Source organism: Streptomyces turgidiscabies Car8, assembly GCF_000331005.1.
Lineage (GTDB): Bacteria > Actinomycetota > Actinomycetes > Streptomycetales > Streptomycetaceae > Streptomyces > Streptomyces turgidiscabies.
Window position 1 is genome coordinate 1 of record NZ_AEJB01000439.1, and the last position, 16,550, is coordinate 16,550.

16 protein-coding genes and 1 tRNA gene are annotated in these 16,550 nt (G+C 65.3%); 11 read left to right on the plus strand and 6 right to left on the minus strand.

The features are described from left to right. Nucleotides 1-400: 400 nt before the first annotated feature. From STRTUCAR8_RS31950 to STRTUCAR8_RS31960, 3 genes are all read right to left on the minus strand, one after another. Nucleotides 401-1,237, minus strand: a complete 837-nt coding sequence (locus STRTUCAR8_RS31950; protein ID WP_044473252.1) for a protein kinase family protein — start codon at nt 1,235-1,237, stop codon at nt 401-403. A gap of 77 nt (nt 1,238-1,314) precedes the next feature. Next, nucleotides 1,315-1,758: a glycine-rich domain-containing protein gene (locus STRTUCAR8_RS31955; RefSeq protein WP_006380331.1), complete on the minus strand. Its 444-nt coding sequence runs from the start codon at nt 1,756-1,758 to the stop codon at nt 1,315-1,317. 249 nt (nt 1,759-2,007) lie between these two features. Then, on the minus strand, nt 2,008-2,250 hold the full coding sequence (locus STRTUCAR8_RS31960) for a hypothetical protein (protein ID WP_006380322.1): 243 nt from the start codon (nt 2,248-2,250) through the stop codon (nt 2,008-2,010). A 114-nt stretch (nt 2,251-2,364) separates the two neighbouring features. Here STRTUCAR8_RS31960 and STRTUCAR8_RS31965 point away from each other — a divergent pair, with 114 nt between their 5' ends. Beyond that, entirely contained in the window at nt 2,365-3,708 is a 1,344-nt protein-coding gene (locus tag STRTUCAR8_RS31965) for an NsdA family TPR-like regulatory protein (protein WP_006380326.1), read from the plus strand. Here the strand turns inward: STRTUCAR8_RS31965 and STRTUCAR8_RS31970 are convergent. Beyond that, nucleotides 3,686-4,219 carry an NUDIX hydrolase gene (locus tag STRTUCAR8_RS31970; protein WP_006380332.1) on the minus strand — a complete coding sequence of 178 codons (534 nt, stop codon included), beginning with the start codon at nt 4,217-4,219 and terminating at the stop codon, nt 3,686-3,688. The two genes, STRTUCAR8_RS31965 and STRTUCAR8_RS31970, sit on opposite strands and share 23 nt — an antisense overlap. Nucleotides 4,220-4,701: 482 nt before the next feature. Here STRTUCAR8_RS31970 and STRTUCAR8_RS50505 point away from each other — a divergent pair, with 482 nt between their 5' ends. The 4 genes from STRTUCAR8_RS50505 to STRTUCAR8_RS31980 all read left to right on the plus strand — a co-directional run bounded on the left by STRTUCAR8_RS50505 (nt 4,702) and on the right by STRTUCAR8_RS31980 (nt 8,642). Further along, a complete protein-coding gene (locus STRTUCAR8_RS50505; protein WP_078507383.1) occupies nt 4,702-5,928 on the plus strand; it encodes an ATP-binding protein in 1,227 nt (408 codons plus the stop codon). After that, complete coding sequence (locus STRTUCAR8_RS52930; RefSeq protein ID WP_143666460.1) at nt 5,929-7,308, plus strand: DUF6414 family protein; 1,380 nt, start codon at nt 5,929-5,931, stop codon at nt 7,306-7,308. It begins immediately after the preceding gene. 578 nt (nt 7,309-7,886) lie between these two features. After that, a tRNA-Ser gene (locus STRTUCAR8_RS31975) sits at nt 7,887-7,973 on the plus strand. A gap of 186 nt (nt 7,974-8,159) precedes the next feature. After that, a complete protein-coding gene (locus STRTUCAR8_RS31980; RefSeq protein ID WP_006380333.1) occupies nt 8,160-8,642 on the plus strand; it encodes a hypothetical protein in 483 nt (160 codons plus the stop codon). Between the two features lie 189 nt (nt 8,643-8,831). Here STRTUCAR8_RS31980 and STRTUCAR8_RS54630 read toward each other — a convergent pair whose 3' ends face one another. Continuing rightward, nucleotides 8,832-9,308, minus strand: coding sequence for a DUF6083 domain-containing protein (locus STRTUCAR8_RS54630; protein WP_234372497.1), 477 nt, complete (start codon nt 9,306-9,308; stop codon nt 8,832-8,834). A 102-nt stretch (nt 9,309-9,410) separates the two neighbouring features. Further along, a complete protein-coding gene (locus STRTUCAR8_RS31990) occupies nt 9,411-10,280 on the minus strand; it encodes a bifunctional DNA primase/polymerase (protein WP_044473253.1) in 870 nt (289 codons plus the stop codon). A gap of 421 nt (nt 10,281-10,701) precedes the next feature. On the opposite strand from STRTUCAR8_RS31990, the gene STRTUCAR8_RS31995 reads away from it, so the two are divergent. The 6 genes from STRTUCAR8_RS31995 to STRTUCAR8_RS32020 all read left to right on the plus strand — a co-directional run bounded on the left by STRTUCAR8_RS31995 (nt 10,702) and on the right by STRTUCAR8_RS32020 (nt 16,488). Further along, nucleotides 10,702-11,007, plus strand: a complete 306-nt coding sequence (locus STRTUCAR8_RS31995) for a hypothetical protein (RefSeq protein ID WP_006380324.1) — start codon at nt 10,702-10,704, stop codon at nt 11,005-11,007. A 173-nt stretch (nt 11,008-11,180) separates the two neighbouring features. Further along, nucleotides 11,181-12,224 carry a bifunctional MaoC family dehydratase N-terminal/OB-fold nucleic acid binding domain-containing protein gene (locus STRTUCAR8_RS32000; protein ID WP_006380330.1) on the plus strand — a complete coding sequence of 348 codons (1,044 nt, stop codon included), beginning with the start codon at nt 11,181-11,183 and terminating at the stop codon, nt 12,222-12,224. Next, nucleotides 12,221-12,673 (plus strand): MaoC family dehydratase, encoded by a 453-nt coding sequence (locus STRTUCAR8_RS32005; RefSeq protein ID WP_006380319.1) that lies wholly within the window; start codon nt 12,221-12,223, stop codon nt 12,671-12,673. Before STRTUCAR8_RS32000 ends, STRTUCAR8_RS32005 begins: the two co-directional genes overlap by 4 nt. Further along, nucleotides 12,670-13,836 carry a lipid-transfer protein gene (locus tag STRTUCAR8_RS32010; protein WP_006380321.1) on the plus strand — a complete coding sequence of 389 codons (1,167 nt, stop codon included), beginning with the start codon at nt 12,670-12,672 and terminating at the stop codon, nt 13,834-13,836. Before STRTUCAR8_RS32005 ends, STRTUCAR8_RS32010 begins: the two co-directional genes overlap by 4 nt. Before the next feature lie 237 nt (nt 13,837-14,073). Continuing rightward, a complete protein-coding gene (locus tag STRTUCAR8_RS32015; RefSeq protein ID WP_006380329.1) occupies nt 14,074-14,655 on the plus strand; it encodes a SigE family RNA polymerase sigma factor in 582 nt (193 codons plus the stop codon). Nucleotides 14,656-14,811: 156 nt separating this feature from the next. Next, nucleotides 14,812-16,488, plus strand: coding sequence for a long-chain fatty acid--CoA ligase (locus STRTUCAR8_RS32020; protein ID WP_006380327.1), 1,677 nt, complete (start codon nt 14,812-14,814; stop codon nt 16,486-16,488). Nucleotides 16,489-16,550: the final 62 nt, after the last annotated feature.

A 16,550-nucleotide genomic window follows, 5' to 3' on the forward strand; every position in this document is an offset into this window, starting at 1 on the left:
GAGGCCGAGCCCGAGCACGCACGACCCCGCCGTCCGGGTGGCCGTCGTTTCGAAACCAGGCAGCGTGGCTGATGCCCGTACGGGGTTGCTGGAGACATACGTGACGGGTGCTCGTTCGGCGCACTCGCCGTCTTGGCTCACTTTCGGTGGTGCACGTCAAAACCGTGCGCCCAATGACCGCCTTCAACCGCCGTCCTCTCTAACTCAACAACAGATGACGGGGGTTGTCGCCGCACCCGAATCCGAGCACGCCGACCACCCCGGTACCATCGGCACCGGGGTCCTGATCAGGGATTCCACGACCGGACCACCCGGAACGCTGTCCAGGCTGAGGGGTGGTCCGGTCTTTCGTTGTCGGCGTCCGCGCACTGCTGACGCGAGGCGGGCAGGGCTTTCGGGATCAGGTCAGGGCTTTGACCACCTCGGAGATGACGGGCCGATCCCCCGGCGTGTGGCTGAGCATCGCGTCGACCAATTCACCCAGCTCACCGGGCACTTTCACGGGCCGTCGTCGGCCGTTGGCGACTGCCTCTCGCTGGACTGGTCGCGGTGCGTCGTCCGGGTATTCGACCGCCCGCCAGCCGGTGGCGGAGATGAGCAGCGAGGCTCCGAGCGCGTAGACGTCGGCTTCCTGTGTCGGCTCGGCTTCTCCGGTGTCGAGGACGCTGCGCGCGATCTCCGGTGCTTCGTAGTGGACGAGGCAGCCGCGGAACGGGAAGTCGTGTCCTTCTGGAACATGACCGCCGTGGGCAAGGGCGAGGTCGATGAGGTGTGTTCGTTCCGGCCCGATGATGAAGTGGGCGGGCTGTACATCGCCGTGTGCCCAGCCCTTGGCGTGGAGGTCGGCGAGCGCTTCGGCGCATTCCAGTGCTTCGCTGGTGTCCGGTGCGATGGGCGAGTCCTTCGTACGGCAGCGCTCCCACAGCCGGTACAGGTCCGGCCCCTCGTGCCACGGCTGGAAGTTCCACGTACCGTGCTCCCATTCGCCGTACGCGATCCCCTCGACGCCGAGGCGAAGCAGAACGGCACCCTCGCGCGCGGGCGCGAGCGCGGTCCAGGGCTGGGCAGGCCAGTCGGCCGTAGCCTCGACCGGATGGCCGATCTTCACGGCGTAGTGGCCCCGGTGGCTCTCCACCTCCCAGACCGTGGAGCCCCGACGGTTGATGACCATGCGCTGAGTCGTGGGCATGAGTGCGTCGAGCACCACGATCGGCAGTTCAGGGGTTGGGCCGGGCAACGTCTCTTCCCTTCCAGGTTTTAGGCGAGCGCGGCCGACCACGAGTTCGCGTCGGCCGCGTCGCAGCTGTCGTGTGGCTAGGCCTGACCGTACGGTCGGCCGCAGTCCGAATCGCACTGCGCGAGATTCACGCCGTTCACGGTCCACAGGTCGTCGAAGACCATGAATCCGGCAGCCTTCATGGCGCGTGCCGAGGCGGCGACCATCTCCGGGTCACGGGCGCCTCCACCCGACTTCGGGTTGTGGTGAAGGAAGCGGCCCGCGTACCGCTCGCAGAGCGCGGCGTACTCCTTCGTGTGCAGGATGAGCGCGTGGAGGCCGAGGTCCACGTCATCGGACGGGACCATGGGCACGGTGGCGGTGGCCGCCGTGACCAGGAACGCGACCGCCTGATCCGCGATCCGCTCCGCGCGCTCGGCCGACTGCCCGTTGTGGATGACCACGAAGTGGGCGAGGCTCTCGAACAATTCCTCACCAGCCACCGCGCTGCCGGACCTCTGATCGTTCGCCGTTGCCGTCATGTGCAATCTCCCGGTGTGAGGTGGTGCGTGGCACGTGCATGCCGCCCTGATCGCCGAGCCGGTTTCGCAGACGGTCAGGAAGCAGGGGTGGAGGCCGGCCCCGAACGGGGACGGGGGAGCCGTGAACTGGCACCCGTTCGGGGCGGCCGGTCTATTGGCGGATGCCGAGAGTCGCGCCGATCACCAGGCCGCACGAACCGCTGATGCAGATGATGAAAAGGACTCCCGCGTACCGGCCGATGGCGCGCATCACAACCCACCCAGACTGTTGCCGTTCCTGATGGTCAGACGTGCACTCAGTTCCTCTCGCGCACTGAGCGCCACCACGTCGTCCGGAATGGCATCCCACTCCAGGCCGCCACGGATCGGCCGCATCTGCACACGGCCCCCGCACTCGCCCATGACGACGCCGATACGGTCCCTGACGCTGTCCTTGGCCAGTTCACCGATGCCGGGTCTGGTCTGCTGTTTGCTCGCCATGCACACGAGCATCGCGAACTGGGTACCGCTGTCGAAAGGTCAGGCTGATTACCCAACTTGGGTAACATCGCGGCAAGTAGAGAATCAGCGACGTTGCGTAGCCCTCGCAGGGTGGGAGCTTGCCCGATGCCCGACGCCGACCGGCCGCAGGAACTGCCTGCCAGGCTGCTCACCGATCCCGAGATGATCAACGCGTGCCGGGTACGGGACTTCGGCAGAGTCTTCCGGCTGGTGAAGGTACGGGCGGGGATCTATCCGTCGATGATCGCCAGGCGATGCGAGCTGACGCCCAGTCGGGTCGGTGAAGTGATCGCCGGGCGACGCCAGTTGCTGCATATGGACGTCGTCGAACGCATCGCGGACGGCTTGCGCATCCCAGGGCACATGCTCGGGCTTGCCCGTCGCCCCTGGGAGACACCCCAGGCTCTCGTAGTCACTCAGCGAGAGGCGCCCCCGCAAGCTTCGGATCCAGAGCCGCAGACACCCGCGTCTCTGCCGGGACCGGACGTAGACAGCATCTTGGCGTTGGCCACACGAACGAGCCTCAGCAGCGCCACACTTGATGCGTTCCGATCCTCCATCGAGGATTACTGGCGTCGGGACGACCAGCACGGCGGCGAAGCTCTGCGGCCGGCCATCGTCGGTCAGCTCCGGCATGTCGTGGGCCTGTTGAAGGAGAGCCGACCGCCGTCGATCCAGAACGGCCTGTACGGAATCGCGGCTGAGTTGGCGCGACTCACCGGCTGGACCTACTTCGACGCCCGCCAGTACAACCAGGCCCGCGCGTACTTCACCGAGGCCCTGCAACTGGCCAAGGAAATCGACGACCGCCAGTTCATGGCCAACGTCCTGGCCTGCATGAGCTTGCAGGCCACGTACCAGGACAAGCCCGGGGACTCCCTGGCACTCGTGACCGCCGCTCAGGACCAGGCCCGCCCAGCTCTCGGCACCACACCGCGCGTCATGTCGATGCTGTCCATGCGGGAAGCCTTCGCCCACGCCACCCTCGGCAACCGGGACTCCACTCACCGGGCCATCGGGGAAGCGCACCGCCACTTCGAGCAGATCCAGGCGAACGATCCCGACCCGTCATGGGTGACCTACTTCGACGAGCTGAAGCTCATAGTCGACACCGGCATTGCGCACGGCCGACTCGGGGAGGCAGCGACCGCTGAGCCCTTGATCGCGGATGCTCTGCGGCGGGAGAACAGCACCAATCAACGGGGGCGGGCGTTTCACACGTTCTGGCTGGCCCGTACGCAGTTGGACCAGGGCAAGCTTGCCCAGGCCTGCCACACCGCCACACAAGCTCTGGAGCCCGCCTCGGCGGTGTCCTCCGAGCGAGTGTCGGGCCATCTCCGGGAGTTCTACGAGCAGTTGGCCCCGCACAGGCGGGAGCCCGTAGCCCTGGCCTTCGAGGCACGGCTACGGGAACTCCTCCCACCGGTCAGCGGATCGCTTCGTCCATGAGCACGTACAGGAGGCCGACGAGGGATCCGCTGCTCACGATCTCGCGGCGGTCGATCATCCCGCGCACCTCGCTGAGGGGTATCCACTCGATGCGGTCGGACTCGTTCTTCTCCGTGGGCGGCCCGTCGTAGGTCGCGCCGTCCGTGCGGAAGACGTGGTGCTGCGAGTCGGTGATCCCGTTGGCCGGCTCGGCGTAGATCAGGGGCTTGATGGGACCGGGGCGCCAGCCCGTCTCCTCCAGGACCTCGCGTGCCGCCGCCTCCTCAGGCGACTCGCCCTCCTCGACCAGGCCCATGGGCAACTCCCAGGCCCACGAGTCGGTGATGAAGCGGTGCCGCCACATCATCAGCACCTCCTGGCGGTCGTTGACCACGGCCGCCACGGCCAGGTGCCGGAGACGAACGACGTGGTACTCCCACCTGGCGCCGTCAGGCTGCTGGACGTCGACCAGACACAGATTCACCCACTTGTTCGTGTAGATCTGCCGTTCACCGTGGGTCTTCCACTCCATGCCTTCGGCCCCTCTCGATCGGTCTCCAGGATCTCAGACCGATCTGGAGGGGGGCGCACGTTCGGCTCTTTTTCGCGTCACCTTGACGAGATGCCCCTCACGTGCTCCGCACTCCGGCTGGAGAGTCCAAGTGTCAGGAAAGGGAGGGAGCAGTGGTGCGTCGTCGAGGGTCCGGTGCCTTGCTGTGGGCCTGGAGTACGCCGGAGAACATCAGCTTGGGAAGTTTGGGTCTTCGACGGACGACTGCTGGACTGACCTACGGCAAAGTCGCTGTGGCAGCTGACTCGGGCCCGTTGTTCTCCGGCCTACTTGGCACGGTTCTGGCACGACCTCCCTTCATTCACCTGGAACGTTGATCGGGTGTGTCTACACGACGAAAAATTCCTGCCTGAGAAGCCCTGCTGAGCTGGCAACTCCGGCAGTCCACTAGTGATCAAAAACTGTGAAGTCTAAATGGGATGCGCTGCGACTATGCTTAGACGATGGACGCAGACATTTACCCTCCTCGGACTGTGGCAAGAGTAAAGCATGTAAGCGAAGACGGAACGGCAGCGTTCCTTGAGTTGCGCAACGGGAACATCGCTACATGTACGGCCGACGAGGGATTTAATTTCGAACGAGGAGACATTGTATTCATAGATTCCGAGAACAATAGCATTAATAATGCCCCAGGCGAACTATGGGACGAAGAGCCTTGGGTTGGCGTTGTTCGCTTGCTGCCTCCAGGGCAAGTAGTTATCGACATCGGCGGGCGCCTTAAAGTTCTAGACGAGCCACGCGATCTGGACCTACGAGAAGGAAACACGGTCAAGGGGTACGAATCGCGCGGAATTACAGAGGTAATCTCCGAAGACCCTGTCCGTTATATCGACCTTCCCGCTGTCGACAGTGTAACCGTGGAGCAATTCAAAGCCTCACCGGACGGAGCCCTTAGCTTTGATGATTTTGGCGGTTATCCCGAGATCATAGAAAGGGCAAAGGAACTAATTGAGATCCCTCTTGAACGCCATGAAGCTCTGGCGAAAATTGGAGCTCGACCGATCAAAGGTGTTCTCTTCACTGGCTCCCCTGGGACCGGGAAGACCATGCTGGCTAAGATCATTGCACACCGTGCAGATGCTGAGTTCTATGAAATCAGTGGACCAGAAATCCTCAGTAAATGGTACGGACAGAGCGAGGAGCTCATCCGCAAGATTTTTGAAGATGCAGCAATGCAGGAGAGAGCCATCATTTTCTTCGACGAGATGGACAGCCTCGCTTCGCAACGGAGTGAAGATTCACACGAAGCCTCTCGCCGGATTGTAGGCCAGCTGCTCTCTGCGATGGATGGTTTCACTGCTGACACCAACGTGGTTGTTATCGCAACGACTAACCGACCTCAGGATCTAGACGCTGCTTTGCGACGCCCTGGACGATTCGATTGGGAGATTCACTTTCCGCTGCCCAGCCTGGAGGATCGTCGAGCGATCCTTGAAGTTTCTGCTAGAACCCTCAATAAAGGACAGGAGCTACCCCACTCTTACATTGCTGAAAAAACATCTAACTGGTCTGCAGCAGAGCTCGTCGCAGTTTGGAGCGAAGCCGCACTTTTGGCTGTAACGGATTCAAGGGATGCGATCTTTGCGGACGATTATATTTGTGGCTATGAACGGGTTGCGCTACATCGAAAACAAATTTCAGCGAGTCCGTCGGATGGTAATGGAAGGTAGATGATGATTGCTCGAATTAAACGATGGTTCCAGAATCGCAAGAAGCGTAAGGATCGCGCCGCTTCAAGTTCAATTCTTCGTGAATTTGTATACTTGGACGAGGTTAGTGTCACGAGCCTACTCTCGTCACGTCTCGGTGCCCTGCCCAGCGAATATACCGAAACGCTCTCAAGTTCCATCAAGTCTGAGGTAAGCAGCAGTCTCGGCGTAGACGCTAAAGTCGTCAAGTCTGGAATTGGCTCGCGATTTGAGGCCACCCAGGGTCAGGATTCACAGGTTCTCCGAAAGGCTACAATCCAGGCAACATTTAAAGATTTGCATGCTTACGAAAAACGAAAAAACGTAAGCATGATCACTCCTGAAGCCGCCGATGGGCAGCCCCCTAGTTGGTCGGATATTGTTGCCGAGATGTCCAGTCGATCACCCAACTATGCCTTGCAGACTTGGGTACTCGACCAGGACCGGCTAATGAGGGGAGAACTTTTTGAGGTAAAGGTTAGGCTTCGCGCGGATCCGACTTATCGTGTGAGCTCCATTATCTCCACCATGGCTGATCTGATCAGCAATCCACATTTGGCCGCATCGGTCAATGCTGACGGAATGGAGGAAGCTCGGGCTTTCAATGGAATTCTTGAAGGCCTCATGGCGGGTCTCGTCCCACTCAAGTGCGAGATGGTCGACTACTCGACATTCACGATTAGTGGTGCCGAATATGCAATTCATGCGAAAGTGCAACCGAGCCTCCCGGATGGTGTGAAAGCTACGCGGAAGCCTCTCTATCTAGTGGGAGTTACCGAACAGTCCTTGTATTGGAAGGATATCAGGCGGGTACTGTTCTCCGATTCGCCGGTTTGGGCTCTCTGTAGGATTGCTGTCACGGGAATTCGATCGCAGTGGACTCCAATCAAGCTGGCTGAGGTATTGAAGGAAGTTCTACCAGACCTGGGAAATGAAATTGATAGATTCAGTACAGGTGCACTTTCTGCTCTGGCCGAGGATAGATCTTCAGAAGAAACTGCGGATCAAATGGTGCGCGTACTTAGTTTGTACGGCGAGCTAATCGCTGGTCGGTGTGGACTGAATCTGGACTCAGAAACGCGAGCGCAAATTGTAGTCTTGGCTCGCGAAAATAGTGGTCTCTTGGATTCTTTCACTAGCAGTCGAAGAGTATTTCGTCTGGTTGTCGAGGAGTTGGAGAATAGATTTTCTGTGTCGATCAACCCTGACGACGCGGTGAGAGAAAGAAGTCGTGCTTGGGATCTTATTGGGGCATCTCCTGGCGGCACTGTCGCGTTGCGTACTTCTTCGTCAGAACCAGCAGGAGGTACGACAGCTAACGAGCGATATCTCGACTCTGAGTTCGTAGCTATCTACTGGTAGTGAAGTAGGGTCTCCGCTACACGAACCGAGATCGGCGGAGCGGGTTTGGCCGGTGGTCTGCCCGGTCTGGGGAGGGTGTCCGCCAGGTCCTTGTTCACCGTGGCCGAGACGTGCTCCCGGGTGAAGGAGGAGTCGTCAACTCCGGGCGCAGGCGGGTCCGGAATGCCGTCGCGGCTGCGGTGTCACAGTTCGGAGTTGACGGCAGCTCTGACGGCAACGACGGCACATAGAGGCCGATGATCACCAATCTCAGCGACCCGGTCAGGCCAGGGCCGAGCCCCTCCGTAAGGCGTTGCCCGATCCTACGGATCAGAAGGTTGCAGATCCTTCTCAGCGCTCTCGTACTCCACGGAAGCGCAGAGGTGGACAGGACAGCTAGTGCATGCCCTCCCTTCAGGGCACGCCGGCGCAGCAGTACGCTCCGTGCGTCGCCGTGGCGCTGCGGTTCCAGCTGCTGATCACCATGGTGTAGTTGGGCAGTGGAACAGAGCCAGTGGACCCTGTGTGGACCACGCTCACCGTGAACCGCCCGAGCCCGGTACGCTGTACCCGCTCCACCCCAGGTGGGCAGGGGCGTAGGTGGGTTGCCCGAGCGGCCTAAGGGAACGGTCTTGAAAACCGTCGTGGCAGCGATGTCACCGTGGGTTCAAATCCCACACCCACCGCAGTGAACGGTCTCTGACCAGGTAGATCGGTCAGGGGCCGTCGTGCTGGGTGCTGTCCGTTGGTGACCGTCGGTCCCCGGTGTTCGCCGCTTGCTCGGGCACGTCGGGGGTAGGGGCGCCGTCTGATCCGTACCTTGGACGGCTGGTGCGTCTCCGGTTGTCAGTGCTGCGTGGCACTGTGCCGCCATGACGACAACGACGGAACTCACCCTCTTCGCCGACTACTTCCAGATCCACGTGTTCGATGCGGATTCGGACGGCGATCTGAGCGACGCGTGGACGGACCAGGCCGTTGTCGATCACCTCGCGGTTGCAGGGGGCGCGCTGGGTATCGGCACGGTGGTAAATGTCAACGTATCCGTCACAGTTGTCGTCCTGCCGGAGAAGCCGAGTGATGACAGCTCGGAATTCGATCACGTCGTTGAGGCCGGCTTGGATGTGTCGTCGGGTCGCCTGGTGGTTCTGGGCTGTACGGAGTACGCCCCAGATGCGGCTACGTTCGAGGTCACGTCCGGCTGGAACCGCGTGCGCGTGTCCCGGCACAACTTGGCTCGGGCAGCTCGGGCCGATTTCAACTCTGACGAAAGCCCCGAGACCACTGAGAAGATCCGTATCCAGGTGTGGCCGGCGCCGGATTCTCCAATAGAGATCATCAAGCGATGGTCTTAGGTCGGCAGCGCCGTGATGCGGGCCACGTTGCGGATGCGAGCACACGACCTGTTCGACCGGAGGTGGGCACCGAGACACCCGCCGCAGTGAACGGTGTCTGACCCGGTGTTTCAGGTTGGAGGCCGTCTCGCCTCCGCTCTCCTCGGTTCCCGGCCCGTTCGCCGCGGTCGGCGCGTCGGCAGGGCCTCGTCAGGTGTCCTCCCGTAGGCATACGAACTCGTGCGCCGGGATGACCGGTTCGCCGGGTGTCGGGTCGATGGCGCCGATTCTGACGGCGACGGTCGCCACGGCGATCGGCGTGTTGGCTGCTGTCGGGCGCCTCAGTCGCCAACGGTGTTGGGGTGGGACCTTTTTCGCCGGCAGCTCGAACGTGGCGAGCTCGACCCAGCGGTCGTAGTTGGTCGGGAAGCAGCGCACAGTGGCGTGGCAGCGACCGCAGATGCGGGGTTCGGCCCAACCCATGTCCTCCGGGTCCGGCTCCGGATCCGGTGTTGCCGTGGCTCCCTCGCACTCGGCGAGCTCGTTGGCCAGCTTGTTCCAGCAGTTGTCGCAGAGTTCGGCCGACAGGGGCACGATGCGGCCGCGCTCGCGAACGTCAGGTCCGATCGCGGAGCACAACAAGCACTCAGGCCGGTCGACTCGGTCGACATCGCGGAGAACCCCCATGTCGCGAGTGTGAGTGCCGGGTACATCGTTCAGACAGGGTGTCTTTTGGCCGTATTTGGCGAAGTCGCACCTCAGTAGCCCGATAAGTGGCCATGCGTCACCTCACTCCCGTCGCCCCGTCATCCGCGCCGCCGAAGCCACGGTCGCCCGTGCCTCGCGTTCCGTCAGGCCCGTCTGGACGGCCGCTTCCACGAGCGGGGCCAGGAGGGTGGGGCCGATGCCGTTCTCGTAGGCGCGGCAAGCTGCCCAGAAGAGGCGGGTGTTGCGCTGACCCTCGTGGGCCGCGAGGACGAACTGGACGAGGCCCTGGCCGTGTTCGGCCGGTGAGGGAGGCGTCGAGGGGTGTGTGCGGGGCGGTGGCGGGAGGAGGAGGCGCAGGAGTGACGGTGGGCAGGGCGCCGGCGTCAGGTGCGCCGTGCCGGGAGCCGTGCCGTAGACGCCGTGTTCGGTGCGGGAGCCGGGGCCGACGAGGTAGCCGCCGGCTCCTCTGATGTCGATACCGGGGGCGAGCCGGCTCGCCGAGTTGGGGACCACGGCGTCCGGAGGGCCGGTCAGCCACAGGTGGCGGCCGCCGGACGGGGTCAGGACGACCACCGTCTCGGGGATCGTGAACAGGTGGCGCAGGGCCAGTTCGCGCAGGGCCGCGGAGGAGTCCGTGCCCGACTTGGTGTCCAGATCGATGCCGATGAGGTGATGCGGGGGCAGGCCGCAGGCGATGCCGTAGCCGGTGGCCCAGGGGGCGGCGGCGAAGAGTTCGCGGATGCGGGCCGGGTCGGTCGTGGCGTCGTACACGCCGTGGCCCGTGCTTCCGCACTCGCCGTGGCAGGGGGCCGGGTCGGGGGCGTCGCGGTGGGGGGAGCGGAGGGCGGGGAGCTTAGTCCGGGACAGGGGGATGACGGCCAGGCCGCGCTCGGCGGCTGACAGGGCGTGTGTGAGGGCCAGCGTTGTGGCCTGCCGGTCTGTGGTGGCCATGCCTCCATGTTCGTACTCATGTTCGAAAAAGGGAAGGGTGGGGATGGCGGCCGAGGTCATGTCGGTGGAATGGCCGGAAATGTGCGGGAACGCTTCGGCCCTTGTGTCCCTTGGCGTCCTTCGTGGCGGCTTGGCGTGAATCAGTCCCATCGGCCTGACCTGGGACTTCCATGATCCGAAGGGGGTTTATCGACTTGTCATCACGCTTCAGGGGGAATAAGCGGTTCCGGGGTGGTTCGCCGGGGATTCGGTGGGCAATTCTGATCTTGCGACGCAGTGCACAGCGACGGGACGACACCGGGGCGGATGGCCAACTTCCCTGGCGGCAGGAGCAGTTCACGCAGTTCACGCAGTTACGCAACACACGTACTTCGTACTGTCCGGCACTGGAGCCGGGGCGTACATGTTCTGGAGGAAAGACATGGCAAGCATCCGTACCGCTCGCGTTCTCGCCGCCGTTTCGGCTCTGCCCCTCGCCGCCGCGCTCTTCAGCGGTGTGGCCGCGGCGGACAACGGCGCCTTCGCGAACGACGGATCGAACGCGGCCGTCGCCGGCATCGTCGGCAGCGGTGTGGGCGGGAACAACAACGGCAACTCGTCCACCTCGCAGCAGCAGGCGGTCGGTTCGGGCGCCTCGAACCAGAACAACACCGCGCAGGTCAACGGTTCGGCGTTCACGGCTGTCGACCAGTCCAACGCCGTCGTCAACTTCACCAACCTCTGGTGAGCCGTGGGCCGGTGGGGGTGTGGGTCCCCGGCGGTCCTGAACTCCCTGGTGGGGAGCGCTTCATGGGGTGGTGAAGCGTCTGCGCGGCGGCACGTACTTCGGTACCTCGTGTCGCCGCGCAGGCGTTTTCGGACTCTTGACACCCTCCCGTATCTGACGGACAGTCAGAAACCGTGAGTCACCTACCCGGTCGTCCTCCCAATCCTCCGTCGCCCGATCAACTCGCCCCGCTCCTCGCCGAGTTCGAAGGGCGACCCGCCGTCGTCGGCGGTGTCGGCAAGGATCCCGTCAACGAGCCGATGATCAGGCACTGGTGCGAGGCGCTGGGCGACACCAGTGCGGCTTACTCCGGGCCGGACGCCGTCGCGCCGCCCGCCATGCTCCAGGTGTGGACCATGGGCGGCCTCTCCGGGAATCCGGGCCGCTCGGCCGCGTACGAGGAACTGCTCGACCTCCTCGACGGCGCGGGCTGCACCTCGGTCGTCGCCACCGACTGCGAGCAGGAGTATCTACGGCCCCTGCGGCCGGGGGACCGCGTCGCCTTCGACTCGGTCGTCGAGTCGGTCTCCGGGCCCAAGACCACCAAGCTCGGCACCGGGTACTTCGTCACGACCCGGACGGATGTACGAGTGGACGGTGAGCCGGTGGGCACCCATCGCTTCCGGATCCTCAAGTACGCGCCCGTACGCGCGTACGCCCCCTCACGCGCCCCCGATACACCTGCGGGGCAGACGGACCAGTCGGGACAGGCGAAGCAGGTGGAGCAGGCGGGGCAGACAGGGTCGAAGTCCCACGTCACCCCGGCGCGCCCCCGGCCCGTCATCAACCGTGACAACGCCGGATTCTGGGACGGGGTCGGCCGGCACCAACTCCTCATCCAGCGCTGTCTCGGCTGCCGTACCCTCCGTTTCCCCTGGCTGCCGGGGTGCAACGCCTGTGGCCACGGCGAGTGGGACACCGTCGAGGCGTCCGGCGAGGGCACCGTCTTCTCGTACGTCGTCCTGCATCACCCGCCCTTCCCGGCCTTCGACCCGCCCTACGCGGTCGGCCTGATCGAGCTCGCGGAGGGCGTGCGGATCGTCAGCAACGTGGTGGGCGTGCCGTACGACAAGGTGCGGATCGGGATGCCGGTGCGGCTGGAGTTCGTACGGTACGAGGAGGGGCAGTCCGAGCTTCCGGTGTTCCGGGGCGACCTGCCCGCGGAGGTGGACGGATGAGGGCCGGGGACGAGCTGCCGCCGCTGGAGATCGCGGTCACGCGCACGCTGATCGTCGCCGGGGCGATCGCCTCCCGCGACTTCCAGGACGTGCACCACGATGCCGAGTCGGCGCGGGCGAAGGGGTCCCCCGACATCTTCATGAACATCCTCACCACGAACGGCCTGGTGGGGCGGTACATCACCGACTGCTTCGGGCCCGTAGCCGTCCTGCGCAAGATCGCCATCCGCCTCGGCGCCCCCAACTACCCCGGCGACACCATGGTGTTGACCGGCCGCATCGAGGACGTCGACGGCGACACAGCCGTCGTACGCGTCCTCGGGGCGAACGGGATCGGCCGGCACGTCTCCGGAACGGTGACTGTCTCCGTACCCCACTCGGTACCTGACTCCGTCCCCCACTCCGTACCCGCATCCGTCTCCCCCTCGGCCTCGGAAGGCACCCCGTGACCCTGCACGCGCGTGACGACCTCGGCGGCCGTGCGGCCATCGCCGGTATCGGGGCCACCGAGTTCTCCAAGGACTCGGGGCGCAGCGAGCTGCGGCTGGCCGTGGAGGCGGTGCGGGCGGCGCTCGACGACGCCGGGCTGACGCCTGCCGACGTGGACGGCATGGTCACGTTCACGATGGACACCAGCCCGGAGATCACCGTCGCCCAGGCGGCCGGGATCGGGGAGCTGTCCTTCTTCTCCCGGGTCCACTACGGCGGGGGCGCCGCCTGCGCGACCGTGCAGCAGGCCGCGCTCGCCGTCGCGGCCGGGGTGGCCGAGGTCGTCGTCTGCTACCGGGCCTTCAACGAACGGTCGGGGAGGCGTTTCGGGTCGGGGGTGCAGCGACGGGAGCCGTCGGCCGAAGGGGTGGCGCTCGGCTGGTCGCTGCCGTTCGGGCTGCTCACGCCGGCCTCCTGGGTGGCGATGGCGGCGCAGCGGTACCTGCACACGTACGGGCTGTCCGCGGAGGCGTTCGGGCAGGTCGCCGTCCGTGGCCGGAAGTACGCGGCGACCAATCCGGCCGCCTGGTTCCACGGCCGGCCCATCACTCTCGCCGATCACGCGGCCTCGCGCTGGATCGCCGAGCCGCTGCGGCTGCTGGACTGCTGCCAGGAGACGGACGGCGGCCAGGCGGTCGTCGTCACCTCCGTCGAACGGGCGCGCGAGCTGCGGCACGCGCCCGTCGTCGTCGCGGCGGCGGCCCAGGGCGCGGGCCGCGCGCAGGAGCAGATGACCAGCTTCTACCGCGACGACCTCACCGGACTCCCCGAGATGAGCGTGGTGGCACGCCAGCTGTGGCGGACCGCCGGGGTGGGCCCGTCCGACATCGACGTAGCCATCCTGTACGACCACTTCACGCCGTTCGTGCTGATGCAGCTGGAGGAGTTCGGCTTCTGCGCGCCGGGCGAGGCGGCGGATTTCGTCGCGGCCGAGGGCCTGCCCCTGAACACGCACGGGGGTCAACTCGGGGAGGCGTACCTGCACGGCATGAACGGCATCGCCGAGGCGGTACGACAGCTCCGCGGGACCTCCGTGAACCAGGTGCCGGGCGCGGAAAGAGCGCTGGTCACGGCCGGTACGGGGGTTCCGACCTCGGGGTTGGTGCTGGCGACCGCCGGATGAGCGGGACCGTCCGGTCGGCCGCTGTGCCCGGGGCTGCGCCCGGGGCTGTCACTACTACTGGAGGAGCAGCCTCCGTAATACCGTCGTACCACCCCTCAGGGGTGAACCCTCATAGGCCCGTAGTCGGCCTCCACCTTCAGGAGGTGGAGGCAGCCCCCCTCCTACAACCTGAGGCGGACGCGGCTTCGGGACCTGCGGCCGATCCGCCCAAGTAGGGGGCGAACCTAGCGTAGAGCCATGACCACACTCGTCTGCACCAGCGCTTCGAACGCGGCTACGCCGGCGACGCAGACCCTGTCGTTCGCGTCCTACCCCTCGTACACCGCCTACCCGTCGTTCTCGTCGTACGTGAAGGCCCGCCGCCCGGTGCTGCTGCGCACCGCCCGGTCGCTCACGGCGAACCCGAGCGACGCGGAGGACCTGCTGCAGACCGCGCTCACCAAGACGTACGTCGCGTGGGAGCGCATCGAGGACCACCGCGCGCTGGACGGCTATGTCCGCCGGGCGCTGCTGAACACGCGGACGTCGCAGTGGCGGAAGCGGAAGGTCGACGAGTTCGTCTGCGACGAGCTGCCCGAGCCCGAGGGGACGCCGGTCGGCGATCCGGCCGAGCACCAGGTGCTGCACGACGCCATGTGGCGCGCGATCATGAAACTACCGGCGCGGCAGCGCGCGATGGTGGTGCTTCGGTACTACGAGGACCTGAGCGAGGTCCAGACGGCCGAGGTGCTCGGGGTGTCGGTGGGCACGGTCAAGTCGGCCGTCTCAAGGGCGCTGGGCAAGCTGCGTGAGGACCCCGAGCTGGTGCTCGCCCGGTAGTTCCCCTCGGCTCCGCCCGTTGGTTCCCGAATGGGAACCTCTGGTGATCGCCGGTAGTTCCCGTGGCAGGACGTGATCTGATCGATCACTCTCTCCTAGTGACGTACCGCTCGGTATGTGCGCAGAATCAGCACAACCTTTACCACCGAGTAGGCAATGAAGCCCCGGGAGGACGCCGTGCTGAGCACCATGCAGGACGTACCGCTGCTGATCTCAAGGATCCTGACCCATGGGTCGACGATCCACGGCGACTCGCAGGTCATCACCTGGACCGGCGAGACCGAGCCGCGGCGCCGTTCCTTCGCCGAGATCGGGGCCCGCACGGCACAGCTCGCCCACGCCCTGCGCGACGACCTCGGAGTCACCGGCGACGACCGTGTGGCCACCTTGATGTGGAACAACCCCGAGCATGTCGAGGCCTATTTCGCGATCCCCTCCATGGGCGCGGTGCTGCACACCCTCAACCTGCGCCTGCCCCCTGAGCAACTGGCCTGGATCGTCAACCACGCCGCCGACAAGGTGGTCATCGCTGACGGCTCCCTGCTGCCGCTGCTCGCCCCGCTGCTCCCGCACCTCAAGACGGTCGAGCACGTCGTGGTCTCCGGCCCAGGTGACCGTTCCGCCCTCGCCGGGTCCCACGCGCGCGTGCACGAGTACGAGGACCTCATCGCCGGGAAGCCGACCGGCTACGACTGGCCCGAGCTGGACGAACGTACGGCCGCGTCCATGTGTTACACCTCCGGGACGACCGGCGACCCCAAGGGTGTGGTGTACAGCCACCGCTCCATCTACCTGCACTCCATGCAGGTCAACATGGCGCAGTCGATGGGTCTGACCGACCAGGACACCTCCCTGATCGTCGTCCCCCAGTTCCATGTCAACGCCTGGGGACTGCCCCACGCGACCTTCATGACCGGCGTCAACATGCTGATGCCGGACCGGTTCCTGCAGCCCGTCCCGCTCGCCGAGATGATCGAGAAGATCCGGCCGACGCACGCGGCCGCCGTCCCCACCATCTGGCAGGGCCTCCTCGCGGAGCTCACCGCGCGCCCGCGCGACGTCTCGTCCCTCGGCCAGGTCACCATCGGCGGCGCCGCCTGCCCGCCCTCCCTCATGGCCGCCTTCGACAAGCTGGGCATGCGCGTCTGCCACGCCTGGGGCATGACGGAGACCTCTCCGCTCGGCACGATCGCCCGGCCGCCGGCCCGGGTGGTGGGTACGGACGAGGAGTTCGCGTACCGCCTCACGCAGGGCCGCTTCCCGACCAGCGTCGAGGCCCGGCTGAGCGGCCCCGGCGGCGAACGGCTCCCCTGGGACGGCGAATCGGCCGGCGAGCTGGAGGTGCGCGGCCCGTGGATCGCGGGCGCCTACTACAACGGCTCCGACAGCGAACCCCTGCGCCCCGCCGACAAGTTCAGCGACGACGGCTGGCTTAAGACGGGCGACGTGGGCACCATCAGCCCCGACGGCTTCCTGACGCTCACCGACCGCGCCAAGGACGTCATCAAGTCCGGCGGCGAGTGGATCTCGTCCGTCGACCTGGAGAACGCCCTCATGGCCCACCCTGACGTCATGGAGGCGGCTGTCGTCGCCGTCCCCGACGACAGGTGGGGCGAACGCCCACTGGCCACGGTCGTGCTGTCGGAGGGCTCCACCGCCGACTTCACGACACTGCGCGCCTTCCTCGCAGACGAGGGCAAGATCGCCAAGTGGCAGCTCCCGGAGCGCTGGACGATCATCGAGTCGGTGCCCAAGACGAGCGTCGGCAAGTTCGACAAGAAGGTCCTGCGCAAGCAGTACGCGGAGGGCGAGCTGGACGTCACCAAGCTCTGACGGCCGGCCGACCGGGGCCGGCATACGCGAGTTGGCATACGGAGCCTGACATACGGGCGGGG